Origin of the sequence: Bradyrhizobium sp. JR4.3 (genome assembly GCF_040547695.1) — a bacterium.
Taxonomy (GTDB): Bacteria; Pseudomonadota; Alphaproteobacteria; order Rhizobiales; family Xanthobacteraceae; genus Bradyrhizobium; species Bradyrhizobium canariense.
This window is the reverse complement of record NZ_JBEPQF010000006.1, coordinates 190,546-206,689: the sequence shown is the minus strand read 5'-3', so window position 1 is coordinate 206,689 and position 16,144 is coordinate 190,546. Positions and strand designations below refer to the sequence as shown.

Annotated in this window: 14 protein-coding genes; 4 read left to right on the top strand and 10 right to left on the bottom strand. The window is 63.4% G+C overall.

Translation table 11 applies throughout. From position 1 onward, the window contains the following. Positions 1-42 precede the first annotated feature (42 nt). Positions 43-945, bottom strand: a complete 903-nt coding sequence (gene rnz, locus ABIB91_RS12920; protein ID WP_219684637.1) for a ribonuclease Z — start codon at positions 943-945, stop codon at positions 43-45. A 265-nt stretch (positions 946-1,210) separates the two neighbouring features. On the opposite strand from rnz, the gene ABIB91_RS12915 reads away from it, so the two are divergent. Then, positions 1,211-2,701, top strand: a complete 1,491-nt coding sequence (locus tag ABIB91_RS12915; protein ID WP_502916971.1) for an amidase — start codon at positions 1,211-1,213, stop codon at positions 2,699-2,701. 21 nt (positions 2,702-2,722) lie between these two features. On the opposite strand, the gene ABIB91_RS12910 is transcribed toward ABIB91_RS12915, so the two are convergent. After that, the gene (locus tag ABIB91_RS12910; protein ID WP_007592368.1) at positions 2,723-3,328 is read right to left on the bottom strand and encodes a TetR/AcrR family transcriptional regulator; all 606 of its coding nucleotides are present in this window, start codon (positions 3,326-3,328) and stop codon (positions 2,723-2,725) included. Positions 3,329-3,528: 200 nt separating this feature from the next. Between ABIB91_RS12910 and ABIB91_RS12905 the strand changes: the two genes are divergently transcribed. After that, positions 3,529-4,770 carry an efflux RND transporter periplasmic adaptor subunit gene (locus ABIB91_RS12905; RefSeq protein WP_354161327.1) on the top strand — a complete coding sequence of 414 codons (1,242 nt, stop codon included), beginning with the start codon at positions 3,529-3,531 and terminating at the stop codon, positions 4,768-4,770. A gap of 151 nt (positions 4,771-4,921) precedes the next feature. Continuing rightward, complete coding sequence (locus ABIB91_RS12900; protein WP_007592372.1) at positions 4,922-8,110, top strand: efflux RND transporter permease subunit; 3,189 nt, start codon at positions 4,922-4,924, stop codon at positions 8,108-8,110. Here the strand turns inward: ABIB91_RS12900 and ABIB91_RS12895 are convergent. Then, entirely contained in the window at positions 8,107-8,835 is a 729-nt protein-coding gene (locus ABIB91_RS12895; RefSeq protein ID WP_354127889.1) for a sulfite exporter TauE/SafE family protein, read from the bottom strand. The genes ABIB91_RS12900 and ABIB91_RS12895 overlap by 4 nt on opposite strands. A 165-nt stretch (positions 8,836-9,000) precedes the next feature. Here ABIB91_RS12895 and ABIB91_RS12890 point away from each other — a divergent pair, with 165 nt between their 5' ends. After that, positions 9,001-9,264 (top strand): hypothetical protein, encoded by a 264-nt coding sequence (locus tag ABIB91_RS12890; protein ID WP_219684632.1) that lies wholly within the window; start codon positions 9,001-9,003, stop codon positions 9,262-9,264. Between the two features lie 242 nt (positions 9,265-9,506). Here the strand turns inward: ABIB91_RS12890 and ABIB91_RS12885 are convergent, their stop codons facing one another. From ABIB91_RS12885 to ABIB91_RS12855, 7 genes are all read right to left on the bottom strand, one after another. Next, positions 9,507-10,625, bottom strand: a complete 1,119-nt coding sequence (locus ABIB91_RS12885; protein WP_219684631.1) for a helix-turn-helix transcriptional regulator — start codon at positions 10,623-10,625, stop codon at positions 9,507-9,509. A 112-nt stretch (positions 10,626-10,737) separates the two neighbouring features. Beyond that, positions 10,738-11,856: a helix-turn-helix transcriptional regulator gene (locus ABIB91_RS12880; RefSeq protein ID WP_354161322.1), complete on the bottom strand. Its 1,119-nt coding sequence runs from the start codon at positions 11,854-11,856 to the stop codon at positions 10,738-10,740. 151 nt (positions 11,857-12,007) lie between these two features. Further along, entirely contained in the window at positions 12,008-12,256 is a 249-nt protein-coding gene (locus ABIB91_RS12875) for a DUF6894 family protein (RefSeq protein WP_007592384.1), read from the bottom strand. Positions 12,257-12,338: 82 nt separating this feature from the next. Next, positions 12,339-13,310, bottom strand: a complete 972-nt coding sequence (locus ABIB91_RS12870; protein WP_007592387.1) for a helix-turn-helix transcriptional regulator — start codon at positions 13,308-13,310, stop codon at positions 12,339-12,341. Between the two features lie 231 nt (positions 13,311-13,541). Further along, entirely contained in the window at positions 13,542-14,699 is a 1,158-nt protein-coding gene (locus ABIB91_RS12865; RefSeq protein ID WP_354161319.1) for a helix-turn-helix transcriptional regulator, read from the bottom strand. A gap of 320 nt (positions 14,700-15,019) precedes the next feature. After that, positions 15,020-15,532 (bottom strand): hypothetical protein, encoded by a 513-nt coding sequence (locus ABIB91_RS12860; RefSeq protein ID WP_354161316.1) that lies wholly within the window; start codon positions 15,530-15,532, stop codon positions 15,020-15,022. 93 nt (positions 15,533-15,625) lie between these two features. Then, a complete protein-coding gene (locus ABIB91_RS12855) occupies positions 15,626-16,072 on the bottom strand; it encodes a MaoC family dehydratase (protein ID WP_354161313.1) in 447 nt (148 codons plus the stop codon). Positions 16,073-16,144: the final 72 nt, after the last annotated feature.

Genomic DNA, 16,144 nt, shown 5'->3' with positions numbered 1-16,144 from the left:
CACAATCAGATCGTCAGAGGTTGCGCTCTATTTGAGCGGCCGCTAAATCACGATGCGATCGAAGTCGGCGGCGATCCGCGTGTTCGGAAAAATCATGGTCGCTTCGGCCAAAATCTCTTCGTCCCGATAACGCCCCGACATGTGATTCAGCACGAGTTGCCCGACGTTGTTCGCGGCAGCAAATGAAGCCGCCTCGCGTGCGGTGAGATGGCCATAGTCCCGTGCGGTCGCGGCGTCGCGATCGAGGAAGGTCGCCTCGATCACCAGCAGATCGGCGTTGGCGACATGTTCGGACAGCCCGTCGGTAGTTTCGGTGTCGCCGATGACCACGAGCTTCCTGCCGCCGCTCGGCGGCCCCAGAACGTCTTCCGAATCGATCGTACGGCCGGCGATCACGACTGGTCGTCCCGCGGCCAGTTCTCCACGTAGCGGCCCATCGGGAACACCGAGTTCGGCGAGGCGCTCCCGCTCAAGATGGCGACGTGCGGGACTCTGGAAGCAAAAACCAAAGCTGTCGGTGTCGCGGTGGCGAACCGGAAAGCAGTCGATGGTGAAGTCGCCGGCGTCGATAACCTGTCCTTCGGCTAGCGGTGCGAACTCCACGGGGATCGGCGCCCTGCCCGCGCCCCACAGGCCGGCAAGCATGCGGGTGACGATGTCGAGCGTGCCCTGCCCTCCATGGACGGTCATCACGTCCGATTGCTGGCGCAACCCCAGCGTCGAGAAGAGACCGGGGATGCCGAGCACGTGATCGAGATGGGCATGCGTCAGCAGGATGCGGTCAAGCCGTCGAAAGCCCGCGCCGCTGCGCAGCAACTGGCGCTGCGTACCCTCGCCGCAATCGATGAGGACGCGCTTGCCCGCCGCCCCCACCAGGAGAGCCGGATGGTTGCGCTCCGCCGACGGAACGCTGGCGGAGGTCCCAAGGAATGTCAGGGCGAACATGCTCGTCAGTATCTAGGCTTCACCGCCCCCAATGCCACGTGAGTAGCAGCGCGTACAGAGCCCATCGATCGCGCATAGAGCGGGGCAAGAAGTGCGTATCCCGCGATCTGATGGCCGGGCGCCGCCTTCGGCCCCCGACCGGCGGACAGATCTGGTTCCCGTTGCGCGGCCTCCTCATCCCATCTGCCAAATTGCATGCTCGATACTCGGATCGATTTGCAGCCGAGCGACATCGACGCGGCGATGCAAGACAATGGAGATCGTGATGCCGCCCGGATCGACCGCCACTGACTGGGACTATGGTTCGATCAGCACATTGCTGAGCGCCCTACACGCGCGCAACATTTCTGCGTCGGAGTTGATCGAGCATACGATCGCGCGCATCGAGGCGCTGGACGGGCGGATCAATGCCGTCATCGTTCGCGATTTCGATCACGCACGAGACGCCGCGCGCGCCGCCGATGCCGCGCTTGGCCGCGGCGAGCGGCAGCCATTGCTCGGCATCCCCGTGACGTTGAAAGAACCGTTCAACGTCGCCGGCCTGCCGACGACATGGGGCTTTCCGCATTTCAAAGATTTCCAACCGGCGGAGGACGCCCTTGTCGTCTCGCGGTTGAAGGCGGCGGGTGCTGTCATCATCGGCAAGACCAATATCCCGATCGGTCTGCGGGATTTTCAGAGCTACAATGAGATCTACGGGACGACGAACAATCCGTGGGATCTCGGCCGATCGCCCGGCGGCTCCTCAGGCGGATCGGGCGCGGCGCTGGCCGCAGGGTTCGGTCCGCTCTCAATCGGCTCGGATATCGGCGGCTCGATCCGGGTGCCGGCACATTTCTGCGGTGTGTTCGGACACAAGCCGAGCCACGGCCTGGTCCCGCTGCGCGGATACAACCTGCCGCCGGCGCCGCCCGTGCCTGGCCAGGGCGATCTGGCTGTCGTCGGGCCGATGACGCGCACCGCCTCGGATCTCGCACTCGCGCTCGACGTGATCGCGGGGCCGGATGAGACGCGCGACGGGATCGGCTATCGTCTTGCGCTGCCGGCCCCGCGACACGACCAGCTCAGGGATTTCAGGATCCTCGTGATCGATACGCATCCGTTGATGCCGACGGGCGATGCCGTGCGTTCCGCCATCGGGCGGCTGTCGGAACGGCTCGAACGATCAGGCGCACGGGTCGCGCGCTCGAGTGCGTCACTGCCCGATCTCGCCGAATCCGCGCGGCTCTACATGAAGCTGTTGAACGCGGCGCGAAGTCCACGCCTGACACCGGCCGCCTTCGCAGAGGCGCAAGGCGTTGCCGCGGCACTCTCGCCCGACGACCGCAGCCTGCAGGCCGAGCGCGCGCGCGGCTGGGGCATGATCCATCGCGAATGGCTCGCGACCGATGCGACGCGCTTGCGGCTGCAACAACGGTGGCAGGAGCTGTTCCGCGATTTCGACGCAGTGATCTACCCGGCCGCCGCCGTGCCGGCCTTTCCACAGGACCAGTCCGAGCCGTTCGACGCGCGGCAACTCGATATCGATGGACAGCTCTATCCCTATGCCGATGCGTGCTTCATCTGGGCAGACCCCGCTTCGACCTGCGGACTGCCTGCAACGGCCGTTCCGATCGAGCGCACGCCATCGGGCCTGCCAATCGGCGTCCAGATCATCGGGCCTTATCTCGAGGATCGCACGACGATTGCGCTCGCCGGACTGATCGAACGCGCGTTCGGCGGCTTCGTCCCGCCGCCGTTGTTGGCTGCAAAGTAATGGCGAGCTGATCGAGGGCGATTAAGTTCTGTCGGCCGACTGTGCCTCGACCGCCTGCACGGCCACGCTCGCGACCTGCTGCAATGCCTCGCGATCGGAGCCTGAGGACGCCATCACGCCCATGCCGACCGAGACGGCCGAGACGTAGCGCGCGAGTGCCGCGGGATCCGAGGTCGGCTTGAGATCGCCTTCGGCCTTGGCGCGGATGAAACGGTCGCGAAGCTGGTCCTCGTTCTCCGCGCGGCGGGCGGCGAGCTCGAAGGGGACGCTCTCTGATCCGGTGCCGCACGCAATGCCGCCCTGCACGAGCAGGCAGCCGGGCGGGTTGGCCGGATCGGTCTGCTTGTCGGCGATGCCCATCAGCATCCGTTCGGCGACGTCGCGGGCGGTGGGCGCAGCCACCACCTCGTCCATCCAGACGTTGCGCAGTTTTGTATAGCGGTCGAGCGCGGCCTTCAGCAGCCCTTCCTTGTTGCCGAAACAGGCATAGAGGCTGGGCGGATTGATGCCCATAGCCTCGGTCAACTGAGCGATCGTGGCACCCTCATAGCCATGGCGCCAAAACACTTCCATCGCCTGATCCAACGCCGTCTCGGCGTCGAATTCGCGGGGGCGTCCCATGCCCATGTGCCTGTTCTCCTCGAAATCGGCGTCGTCCCTGACCTAACGCCTGATCCTATCTATTTGTTCTCGCTTTATTTTCTCTTCCACTTGCCAACTCTTGCGGTAAGCGGCTACAATTTTCTTAGCGGACGGTACATAAGTATCTTGCGCTGCGGTATCCAGCTCCACATCTGTAGTGAACACTACATATCTGGAGCGCGCAAATGCCCCCCTCCCAAAATACCTCTCGCCCTGACCGTGTCCGCCGCCTTCTCGGCGGTGTCGCCATCGTGGGCGCTCTCGTCGTAGCCGGCTCGATCGCGACCGGCCATTACTTTCGTGCCGCGCAGGCGACCGCGACCGCCGCGGCCGAGCAAGCCGTCCCCGTCACTGTCGCGCTGATCGAACCAAAGCAGACGGTGCTCTGGGACGATTTCTCCGGCCGGCTCGAGGCGATCCAACGCGTCGAGCTTCGCCCGCGCGTGGCTGGCGCGATCCTGTCGGCCAACTTCACCGAAGGCGCGCTGGTGAAGGCCGGTGACGTTCTGTTCAAGATCGATCCGGCGCCTTACGCGGCCGAGGTCGACAAGGCCGCCGCCCAGGTCGAAGCGGCGAAAGCGCGCGTGGTGTTCACGCAGAGCGAGCTCGAGCGCGGCGCGCAGCTGGTCGGCAACGCCGTGGTGACGCGGCGCGACTACGACCAGCGCGACAATGCCTACCGCGAGGCCATCGCCAACGTGAAGGCGGCCGAGGCGACGCTCCAGACCGCAAAGCTCAATCTCGACTACACCGAGGTGCGCGCGCCCGTGGACGGCCGCGTCGGCAAGATCGAGATCACCGTCGGCAATCTCGTCGCCGCCGGCACCGCCTCCCCCGTGCTGACCTCGCTGGTCTCGGTCAATCCGATCTACGCGTCGTTCGATGCGGATGAGGAGGTGGTGCTGCGGGCGCTGAACTCGATCGCAGATGCCTCCGGCAAGCGCGGCAATTTAGACCAGATCCCGGTGGAGATGACGACCTCAGGCGGCCTCTCGGCCAAGGGCCACATCCAGCTCATCGACAACCAGGTCAACGGCCAGAGCGGCACCATCCGTGTCCGCGCGGTGTTCAGAAACGAGGACGGGCGTCTCATCCCCGGTCAGTTCGCCCGCGTGCGCATGGGCCAGCCAAAGCAGCAGGCGCTGGTCATGATCGACGAGCGCGCGATCGGCACCGACCAGGACAAGAAGTTCGTGATGGCGGTCGGCGACGACAGCCGCGCGGTCTATCGGCCGATCACGCTCGGGGGCGCGGTCGATGGCTTGCGCATCGTCACCGCGGGCCTGAAGTCCGGCGACCGCATCGTCGTTAACGGCCTCCAGCGCGTGCGCCCGGGCGCCCTGCTTAAGACGGAGATCGCGGCAATGGGCGCGCGCGGGCCGCAGCAGGCCTCCAACCACAGTAATCAGGACGTCGTGCAGCGTTAGCGTCTCCGCCATGCCGGAACGCGCGGCCAGCGCGAGCCGGATTGTCGAATTGGTTGAACTACCAAGACATCACTTCTGGATTTCCAGGTTTGCGGGCTTTGCCCGCGCCCGGGAATGACGGGAGAGCTGTCTCTCGCGCAGGGGCAAAGCCATGAATCTCTCGAAGTTCTTCATTGATCGTCCGATTTTTGCCGGCGTCTTGTCGGTCCTGATCTTCCTCGCCGGCCTGATCTCGCTGTTCGCGATGCCGATCTCGGAATATCCCGACGTCGTGCCGCCCTCCGTCCTCGTGCGCGCGACCTATCCCGGCGCCAATCCCAAGGTGATCGCCGAGACGGTGGCGACTCCCATCGAGGAGCAGATCAACGGCGTCGAAGGCATGCTCTACATGTCGAGCCAGGCCACCACCGACGGCGCGATGACGCTGACGGTGACGTTCCGGCTCGGCACCGACCCCGATAAGGCGACGCAGCTGGTGCAGAACCGCGTGCAGCAGGCCGAGCCGCGCCTGCCCGCTGTGGTGCGCCAGCTCGGCATCATCACCAAGAAGTCGTCGCCCGACCTCACCATGGTCGTGCATCTGTTGTCGCCCAACGGGCGCTACGACATGACCTATTTGCGCAATTACGCCGTGCTCAACGTCAAGGACCGCCTTGCACGGATCGACGGCGTCGGCGATGTCCAGCTCTATGGCGCCGGCGACTATTCGATGCGGGTCTGGGTCGATCCGCAGAAGGCCGCCGAACACGGACTGACTGCGAGCGACATCGTCAAGGCAATCCAGGCGCAGAACGTCGAGGCGGCTGCCGGCGTGGTCGGCTCCTCCCCGAACGTCAAGGGCATCGACCTGCAGCTGTCCGTCAATGCGGAAGGGCGGCTCGCGAACGAAGAGCAATTCGGCGACATCGTGGTCAAGACCGGTACGCGTGGCGAAGTCGTGCGCTTGCGCGACGTCGCCCGCATCGAGCTCGGCGCGTCCGAATACGGCCTGCGCTCGCTGCTCGACAACAAGCAGGCGGTGGCGATCCCGATCTTCCAGGCGCCCGGTTCCAACGCGCTGGAGATCTCCGATCACGTCCGTGCCACCATGGCCGAGATCAAGAAGAACATGCCGGAAGGCGTGTCCTACCAGATCGTCTACGATCCCACCCAGTTCGTGCGCTCCTCGATCGAGGCCGTCATCCACACGCTGCTGGAGGCGATCGCGCTGGTGGTGCTGGTGGTGATCCTGTTCCTGCAGACCTGGCGCGCTTCGATCATTCCCCTGCTCGCGGTGCCGGTATCGATCGTCGGCACTTTCGCGGTGATGCACGTGTTCGGCTTCTCGATCAACGCGCTCAGCCTGTTCGGGCTCGTGCTCGCGATCGGTATCGTGGTCGACGACGCCATCGTCGTGGTCGAGAACGTCGAGCGCAATATCGAGGGCGGGCTGTCGCCGCGCGATGCGACCTATCAGGCGATGCGTGAAGTTTCCGGCCCGATCATCGCGATCGCGATGGTGCTGATCGCGGTCTTCGTGCCCCTCGCCTTCATCTCCGGCCTCACCGGGCAGTTCTACAAGCAGTTCGCGCTGACGATCGCGATCTCAACCGTGATCTCCGCCATCAATTCGCTGACGCTGTCGCCGGCGCTGTCGGCGCTGCTGCTCAAGGGACACAATGAGCCTAAGGACCGGCTGACGATCATCATGGAAAAGGGCCTCGGCTGGTTCTTCCGCGGATTCAACAAGGTGTTCACACGCTCGTCAGAGAATTACAGCGGCACCGTCACCAAGGTGATCTCGGGCAAGGCTGCGGTGATGGGGCTCTATGTGGTGTTGGTCGGCGTGACCGCGCTCCTGTTCCAGCAGGTGCCGAGTGGCTTCGTGCCGGGCCAGGACAAGCAATATCTGGTCGGCTTCTCGCGGCTGCCTGACGGTGCAGCGCTCGATCGCACTGAAGAGGTGATCCGCAAGATGAGCGACATCGCGCTGACCCAGCCCGGTGTCGAGAGTTCGGTCGCCTTTCCGGGCCTGTCGATCGCCGGCTTCACCAACTCCTCCAATGCTGGCATCGTGTTCTCCACGCTCAAGCCGTTCGACGAGCGCAAAGATCCTTCGCTCAGCGGCCCCGCGCTCGCGGCCGAGCTGAACAAGAAATATGCCGGCATCCAGGAAGCCTTCATCGCCATGTTCCCGCCGCCGCCGGTCAACGGCCTCGGCACCATCGGCGGCTTCAAGCTGCAGATCGAGGACCGTGCCGGTCTCGGCTATGAGGCGCTGAACGAGGCGACCAAGGCGTTCATGGCGGCGATGCAGAAGGCGCCGGAGATCGCCGGCGTGTTCTCGAGCTTCCAGGTCAACGTGCCCCAGCTGTTCGCCGACATCGACCGCACCAAGGCGCTCCAATTGGGCGTGCCCGTGACGGAGGTGTTCAACACGCTGCAGATTTACCTGGGCTCCTACTACGTCAACGACTTCAACAAGTTTGGCCGCACCTATTCGGTCCGGGTGCAGGCCGACGCGCCGTTCCGCGCCCGCGCCGACGACATCCGGCAGTTGAAGGTGCGCTCGTCCTCGGGCGACATGGTGCCGCTCTCGGCGCTGTTGAGCGTTCGCCAGAGCGCAGGTCCCGAGCGCGCGATCCGCTACAACGGCTTCCTGTCCTCCGACATCAACGCGGCGGCTGCGCCCGGCTTCTCCTCCGGTCAGGCGCAGGAGGTCGCGACGCGGATCGCGGCGGAGACGCTGCCGCCCGGCTTTGCCTTCGAATGGACCGACTTGACCTATCAGGAGTTCATCGCCGGCAATTCCGGACTGTGGGTGTTCCCGCTGGCGATCCTCCTGGTGTTCTTGGTGCTGGCCGCGCTCTATGAGAGCCTGACCCTGCCGCTCTCGATCATCATGATCGTGCCGATGGGCCTGCTGGCTGCGATGTTCGGCGTCTGGATCTCCAAGGGCGACAACAACGTCTTCACCCAGATCGGCTTGATCGTGCTGGTGGGCCTCTCGGCCAAGAACGCGATCCTGATCGTCGAATTCGCGCGCGAGCTCGAATTTGCGGGACGCACGCCGATCCGGGCTGCGATCGAGGCGAGCCGCTTACGGCTTCGTCCAATCCTGATGACGTCGATGGCGTTCATCATGGGCGTGCTGCCGCTGGTGCTCTCGACCGGTGCAGGCTCGGAGATGCGGCGCGCCATGGGCGTTGCCGTGTTCTCCGGCATGATCGGCGTCACCGTGTTCGGCCTGTTCCTGACGCCGGTGTTCTATGTGCTGCTGCGGACCGTTACCGGCATGAAGCCGCTGGTCCATCACGGCAGCGACATCAGCGCGGCACCGGTTCAGGGCGCCGGGCACTAGATCAGGGAAATCCCCGACAGCAACAACAGAACGAGCACGGTCTTCCGAAAGACCGTCTCGTTGACTCGGTGAAAGGCGATCACGCCGAGCGCGGAGCCTGCGAACAGCGCCGGCAGGCTGACCGCGAGATCGACGAAGACTTTCGACGACAGGTCCTGATGTCCGACCAGCAGCGCGATCGCGAACACCTGCATCGCGGCGATGAACGGCTGCACCAGGCCGCGCTGCTCGCTCTTGGGCATGCCGCGCATGTCGCACCAAATCGTCGGGATCGCGCCGGGCATCGCGGTCAGCCCGCCGACCAGCCCTCCCCCGAACCCGATCAACGCGACCCAGTGCCGCCCGACCGCCTCGCCGGCCGTCACCAGAGTCGGCCGCAGCAGCATGTAGGCCGCATAGAGTGCAACGATAATGCCGAAGCCGCGCCGGAGCAGATGCGTATCAGTGCTCTGGAGCAGCGATACCGCGATGGGAACGCCGATCAAGCCACCGACGATCAGCAGCAGACTGCCTTCCCAGCGAATATTGCGCCGAAGCGCCCACAGATTGGTCGCCTGCACGCCGATGCTGCACGCCATCATCAGCGGCACGGCTTCGAGCGGCTGAAACACCCGGAGCAGGATGGCGCCCGCCACTGCGGAAAAGGCAAATCCCGAGAGCCCGGAGACGAAGGCACCGGCGAACACGGCAACGCTGAGCAGCATCAGAGTCGTGACATCAGGCACAATCCGCCCTCCGGTCAGTCGTAGGGAATTTGCGAGACAGAGATATCGGCGCTCTCCGTGCAAGCGGCCGGCTCGAGTGGAGCCGACGGATGCGCGTAAGCATGAGATCGCTCCAGCATCGCGAGGCCGACCAGTTGGAGAGCAACGAGCGCCGCGGTCAGCGCAATGGCGACGATGCTGACGTTACGCACGTTCGAATTTGGGGTGGCCGGTCGTGCGCTCGCGCGGATCAACTCCGTTGGCATTTTCAAAAGTATCCTCTTCACGGGAGACGGGAATAATTTCATTCAAACACGGCGCTTCGTGCGGCTGGTCCAGCAGGTGGCGATAGCGTTGCAACACGCGCTGCGCGTCGATTTCCCGCTGCGCGCGGAGTATCGCGCCTATGCGGGCGACGATATCGCGGAACCTGCCTGTCAGAACCGGTGACGTCGTTCGCATGACAATCTCCTCTCAACCTGTTCGAGAGATTGACGGGATCCACTTCCGCCTACAGTGAGTTGCTTCACACAAATGCCTGACGCGTCGAACAACAGACCGTGTGATGTTCAGTAGAATAGCGCGTGGAAAATCGCGTCATTCGATCGAACGACGTGCGATAACTTTCTAATGATGCTTCTGATTGAACCTATTGCGAGCTGCAGCGACTCGCGTGTGTTTTTGAAGGCGTCTCAGTGCACGAGCAGATTGGAAAATCCAGCTGCGAGCTTGACGAGATCGGCCTGACGAGAAACGCCGGTCTTGGCGAACACGCGATGCAGATGCGTCTTCACCGTCGTCTCCGCGATACCGAGCGCAACCGCCGTCTCCGGCACGCCGCCGACATCGACGATCGACTGCAAGACCCTCAGTTCCGCAGGCGTGAGTTCGAAGGTGCGGTCAATGAGACCGGCACACGAGCGGCCGTCGAGCTCCGCTTTCCAGATGAACAAGGCTCCGACGGCCGAACTGCGCTCGGCCCTACCCTCGCGCAGCAGTGATGGCAGCGCGATGATTTGCGCGACGTAGTAAGAACCGTCATGCGACATCAGCGGAATTTTCCGTCCCGAAGATGCCGCCAACGCGACCTCGCTTGTGTCACGGAAAATATCGCGCAGGGCCGAATTAGCAGCGGAGGATCTTGCCACCAGCCGGCCCGAGACAGACCGCAGGACATCGTCGACGGCCAGGATCGTCGCCGCGGCCGGATTGCTGTGGACGATATGACAGGTCGAATCGAGCAGGATGACACCGGCATTCAGTTGGTCCACGACGTCGGCGAGCGCGATCGCGCGCTGCTGCTTCCGCTCGATCGCCCGGTTGATCAACAGCGCCCGGCTCGCATGCGGAGCCAGGAACTGCATCCGCGCCCGTTGCTCGGCATCGAGCATCTCCCTGCCCGGGATCACGGTCATCAGCATCGGAGACGGCGACTTCGACTGCTCCAGCACCACGTTGGCGACGTCGACGCAGCCCTGGGGGCGCAGCCATTCCTGGTAGAAGCGGCCGCGGCGATATTCGTCGAAATCCACGAGATCGGGGATGTTGCGCACCTCGCCATAGCGCGGAAGCCGAGCAAGCGGGTCGTACCGGGAGTAGGTCTCCGCATAGAGCTGAATGTAGTGCGGATCGACCCCGCAATAATAATGCGTCGCGCCTGATTTGCTGACCGGGTCCTTCGAAATCAGACCACAGGCCTGGCTGCCGATGAAGGCATTGAGCTTGACAACGACCTCGCTCCACAACTCCGGGTGGAGACCTGCGTCATAGATAGTCTCAATCAACTCGGACGGTTTTGGAAGTCGGGGCATCGGAAGAGCCAGTAGTGACACATGGAGATGGCGACATGTTCTTCATGCCCGGCGGCTCCTGTGAGTCTGGCGAGGGAGGGAAAGGTTCAATCCTGAGGGCGCAATGAGCCGCCTAGTTGACCAGCGGATTGGAGAATCCTGCCGCGAGCTTGACGAGATCGGCCTGACGCGAAACGCCCGTCTTGGCGAACACGCGATGCAGATGCGTCTTCGCCGTCGTTTCTGCGATACCGAGCGCGACTGCCGTCTCCGGGACGCCGCCAACCTCGACGATCGACAGGAAGACGCGCAGCTCGGCCGGTGTAAGGTCGAAAGTCCGCGCGATCAATTCGCCGTAGGACTGTCCGCCGAGCGATACCTTGCGCAGGAGCAGCGCACCGACGGCATCGACCACCCGCTCGCTGCCGTGCCGCAGGACCGAGGAGAGCGGCAGGATGTGCGCGACGTAGCGCTCGCCCGAGGGCGAAAGCAGCGAAAACGCCTGCCCCTTCGCGGCAAGCAGGGCAATTTCATTGCGGGCCGCGAACGCTTCCCGCAGCGTCTGATTGGCCTCCGCACTGCTGGTCACCAGTTGCCCGGCAACGGACCGAACCAGATCGTCGGCCGCAAGCAAGGCGTGCCCCGCGGAATTCGCGTGTACCAGCCGGCAGAAGCCATCGAGGAGGAAGATGCCGCAGGCAAGATTGTCCAGGACCTCCGCCAACGCCGTCGCCAACGTCAGTTGCGAGGTCATGGCGCGGTTGATCAGCAACGCACGGCTGGCGTGCGGCACGACCAGCGAGAGGCGGTGCTTCATCACCGGATCCACCATCCGGCGGCCCGACAGCACCGTCATCATCACGGGGCAGCTCGCATTCGAATTCTCGAGCACGACGTTGGCCGCATCGCTGCAACCCTGCGGCTGCATCCATTCCTGGTAAAAGCGTCCGCCCCGGTATTCATCGAAATTGACGAGATCGGGAATGCTGACGATCTGGCCGTGCGGCGGCAGGACCGTCAGCGGATCGAACTTCGAATGCGTCTCGGAATAGAGCTTGATGTAGTGCGGGTCCGCCCCGCAATAATAGTGCGTGACGCCGAATTTGCTGATGGAATCCTTGGAAAACAGTCCGCAGGCCTGGCCGCCCACGAAGTCGCGGATGCCGGTGACGACGTTGTTCCACAGCGAAGGATCGAGTCCGGCATCGTAGATGGCCTCGACGAGGTCGGGCAGCTTCCGCGGTCCGTGCATAGCTATAAATGGCCTATGTGATCAATATCACCAAGCATACCACAACCACAGCATGCGGCATCCTCCGATCGGAGGAGGCGCCGGCCGGGCAACGAACGGATATCCGTTTCGGGTGCTACTGATGCAGAGTCGCGATAGCGCACCGGGCCGCTCACACCTCGTCCCAGCCGACCTTCTCCAGATTCTCCGACCAGACGGCGGCGCGATAGATCTCGCGCCCGTCGGTGTCTCTGACCCGGATGCAGGCATCGCGGCCGCGCAAATCGTCGCGCCAGACGAACAGGTGGCTTGCCATCTCGTTGGCTACCACGAATGTCGCTTCGGGGCATTCGAACACCATGCCACCCGGATCGATCTTCACGATATTGCCGAGCATAAGATCAAAGAAAAAACGGCGCATGCAACACAACACTCCAACTGCGGGCGGCGCACGCCCGTGCCGTCTCCAATCGGCATTTGACCTGACATTCAATCGCGCGCGTTCACGACATCTCGCGGCTCCTGACGTCACTGGGCGTGGCGCCATAAGTCCGCCGGAAGCAGCGGTTGAAATAGGAGAGATCGCCGAAACCGACATCGTAGGCGATCGAGCTGACCGTCCGCTCGGCGTGTCCGGGTTCGCGCAACATGCGATGCGCACGCTTGACGCGTTGTTCGATCAGGAAGGACGAGAACGTCTTGCCGTCGGCCTCGAACAGGCGCTGGAGATAACGCGGCGTCACGCCGAGTTCCTGGGCAACCGTGGCCACCGACAAGTCCTGCCGCCAGCAATTGTTGGCGATGGAGACTTTGGCCTTCTGCAGCCGTGCCGCCTTGACGCCGCGCCGCCCGGCCAGCTCCCGCGGCTCGTTGGTGGCACCGAGGACGATTGCCAGAAGATCGTGCAGATGCCCGACCCCGAGCTTGCGCAAATTGGGCATCGCGAATGCCTTCTCCCGTACCAGCGTCACCGCGTAATCGACCAGCAGCCGAAGTCCCGTTGAACTCTCCGGCATGACCCGCATCACGGCGTCATCGACATCCACGATCATCGGCGCCAGCACGCGTCTCGGCACACGCAGCGAGAAACAGCTACCCAGCGACAATCGCTCGAACGTCGTGACGTCCTCCGCGCTCGTCAGGACAGCCTCTCCGGCACGGAGGCTCAGATCGTGCCCTCGCTCGGATATCCCAAGCACGCCGGATCGATTCACGATCAGGGCCAGACTATCATCGCCATCGGCAATCAGGTGCTTGGTGCGAATGATCCGCGCTCCGCACAATCCTCCGATCAGCAATTGGGCTTCCGGCAAGACGTGGGACGTGAAGCTCGCCGCGAACGGCTTTCCTTCCCTCACCTCGACCTCCGCCTTCAACACCCCGCGACAGTAGAAATCGCGAAGCAGCGGGATACGCTCGTTTTCGGGAATTTCGTTCGTTGAAACATTGATAACGGAAAAATCAAACTGGGTCACTGCAATCCTCCAACCGACGAGCAGGTCCGGCCGCGCGCTGTCGTTTCCTCACACTCGCGTTCGACGCTGTCGCGGCATCTCTTCGCCGGCGCTCGCTGCTCTTCACTTTTCTAGAACGCGATATACGAAAGTCTCAAATGACTCGCGTCCTGCATTCGGAGGACACCGGAGCTTGGCTCATCACAATGGATTGAGATTGCGGCACATAGCCGGCGAACCATGTGAAATAAATCACAAGGCATCGTCACCGTCGTTCGTGCGATGCGCGAATGGAACGGCAAAGCCGGTGGCAATCTTGACCAAGTCGGCCTGCCTGCCGGCGCCAGTCTTCTCGAACAGGCGGCCGAGATGCGTCTTCACGGTCGTTTCGGCGATGCCGAGCTTTGCCGCAATGTCGGGAACGCCGCCAATCTCGATAATTGCCATCAATACGCGCAATTCGGACGGTGTCAGCCTGAAGGCCGCAGCGATCGCATCGGCTGCGAGCCATGTCGCCGCCGATGCCTTCTGAACGAACAGCACCGTGGCTGCAGCATCTCGCGATGGAGTGCGATCGCGCTTCAAGGGAAAAGCGTGGAGCAGATAGTGCTGCCCATCAACTGATGTCGCAAGCTCGATCTGACGGCGGGCAGCGGAACGAGTTTCGTTGCCCGCATCGATTTCGCACAGGCCGCGGAATATTTTGTCCGTCTGGGTGTTGCGGGCCACGATCCGGTCACCGACCATTGCGAGCAGGCTGGCATCGGCGAACAGCCCGCGGGATGCTGCGTTGGCATGCACGACCCGGCCATCTGCGTCGAGCAGGCAGATCGCCGTGCTCAGCCCATCGAGGACATCGGCAAGGTCGTCCACGGTATGCGAGCGTGCCCTGATCTGCCGGCCCATGATTCTGGAACGCTGGAGGTGCGGAGCGAGCAGCCGCATGCGCTCGCGCATCGGCTCGTCAACGAGTCCGCGCGAGCGGTGGCGCAACACCTGCAGGATCGTGGTGCGTGTCTCCGACTTCTCGAGCGCGACGGTTGCAAGGTCAATCGCTCCTTGTGGTTCCACCCACTCGCGATAGAAGCTCGTTGCCAGGAAATCCGCCTGAGTCATGATGTCGGCGACGCCGATCGTCTGCTCCGCCGCGAGCGTGAGATGACGATCCAGCAGAGGGTCCAGCTCCACATATCGGTCGCGATAAAGCTGGCGGAAGCGGGATTCGGTGCCAAAATGCTCGTGGATCTCGATCGAGAGCCGGGCTCTGTCCCTGGACAGGATGGTCGCGGCACATCCGCCGACGAAATGCGAAACCTGTTCCAGCACCCCGCTGCGCAACGCGGGATCGACCGCCGCGTCGTAGATCTCGCCGACGAGGGACGAAAATCGATTTGCGTGGAGGATTGTCATCGGCCGGACGATGCAATCTGCGTATGGCTCGCGCGCGAGAGAGAGATCGCGATCCGGGGCCAGGCGGAGGAGACGGGCCGGTCAATCGCCGCCTTCGACGCGGAGAAAACGTTGCAACGAAATGCTGGAATATCGAACATCGTCCTTGCGTAACGTCAACCGCAGGATGCGGCTTGGACGTTTTCGCCAAAGACTAGGATAAATGCGAACAGCGCGCGGACTGTGTGCGATGAGTCACGTGTGCGATGCGTCAGGCGCCGGTCGCGCTGCAGAACCCTTTCGCCACCGATCCCGCCGGCCTCGCATCCGGCCCCGGCAACCTACTTGCGATTCTCCTCGCAGAATTTCAGCGCCGCCAGCGCTTCACCGGCACGCGGCACCTGTATCTCGATGCTGTCGTCGTCATCGTCCTCGAAATCGAGCGAGAGACGCTTGGCCCTGGACAGCCGGTCCATCATGGACTGATCGTATTCGAAAATGCCGCGCACGGTGGTCTTGTCCATGACCTCCCACTTGGCCTTCTTCATGATATCGGCGTCATCGGTTCCGACATCGGCTCGGAGGATCTCGCCCGCCTTGTCCCACTCCCAGCCGTCATAGATCATGACGATGACGATCGCCTTCTCGGAATAGGTGATGACGATGACGTAGTCCCGGTTCTCGTCTTCCTTGTCCTTGTAGCCGCGGCTCGCATTGCAATGTGCGTCCTGCGTGCGCTTCTCGATGGTCCAGTCGCCGACTTTGGATTGTTGCGCCTGCACCGGTCTTGCGGTCAAAGCGACTGCGCTCAAGGCGCCGGCCAGCAACCCGGCGGCGAGAAGAGATCGTTTCATGTCAGCCTCCAGCGTGTTCCCCGGACCGAGATGACCACCTCTGCCGGTGACCCGCAAGGGCTTCGGGCGGCTGCGTAGGGCGCCGACCCTGCCCTACTCCCGCCGCGGCACGATCGCGATCGGGGTGAAGGTGTAAACCTCCTCGCCGTTCTGGTTGAACATGGTCCATTTCACCAGCGCGATGCCCTGCGGCTTCGACTTCGACGGCGTGAGGCTGATGACCTCCCCGACCAGATGCAGGCGGTCATCGGGCCGTACCGGGATGGTCCAGCGCAGCCCGTCGACGCCGGCGCCGATCAGCGGATGCGGGCCGAAGGGGCGGGTCTGGATCGCGAGGCTCATGGCAATCGCGGCGGTGTGCCATCCCGAGGCAGCGAGACCCCTGAACAGGGTCCGCTTGGCGGCTTCATGGTCGAGATGCATCGGCTGCGGATCGAACTCGGCCGCGAACCGCTTGATGTCGGCCTCGGTGACGTGAACTTCGGGGGATTTGAACTGCATTCCAATGGTGAGATCGTCGAACCACTCGACCTGCGCCATGATTTCGCCTCGCAATGTGATGCGCCGCCTCGCGGCTAACAGGGTTGAGCAAGAGCGGGATGTAGCGGCTCC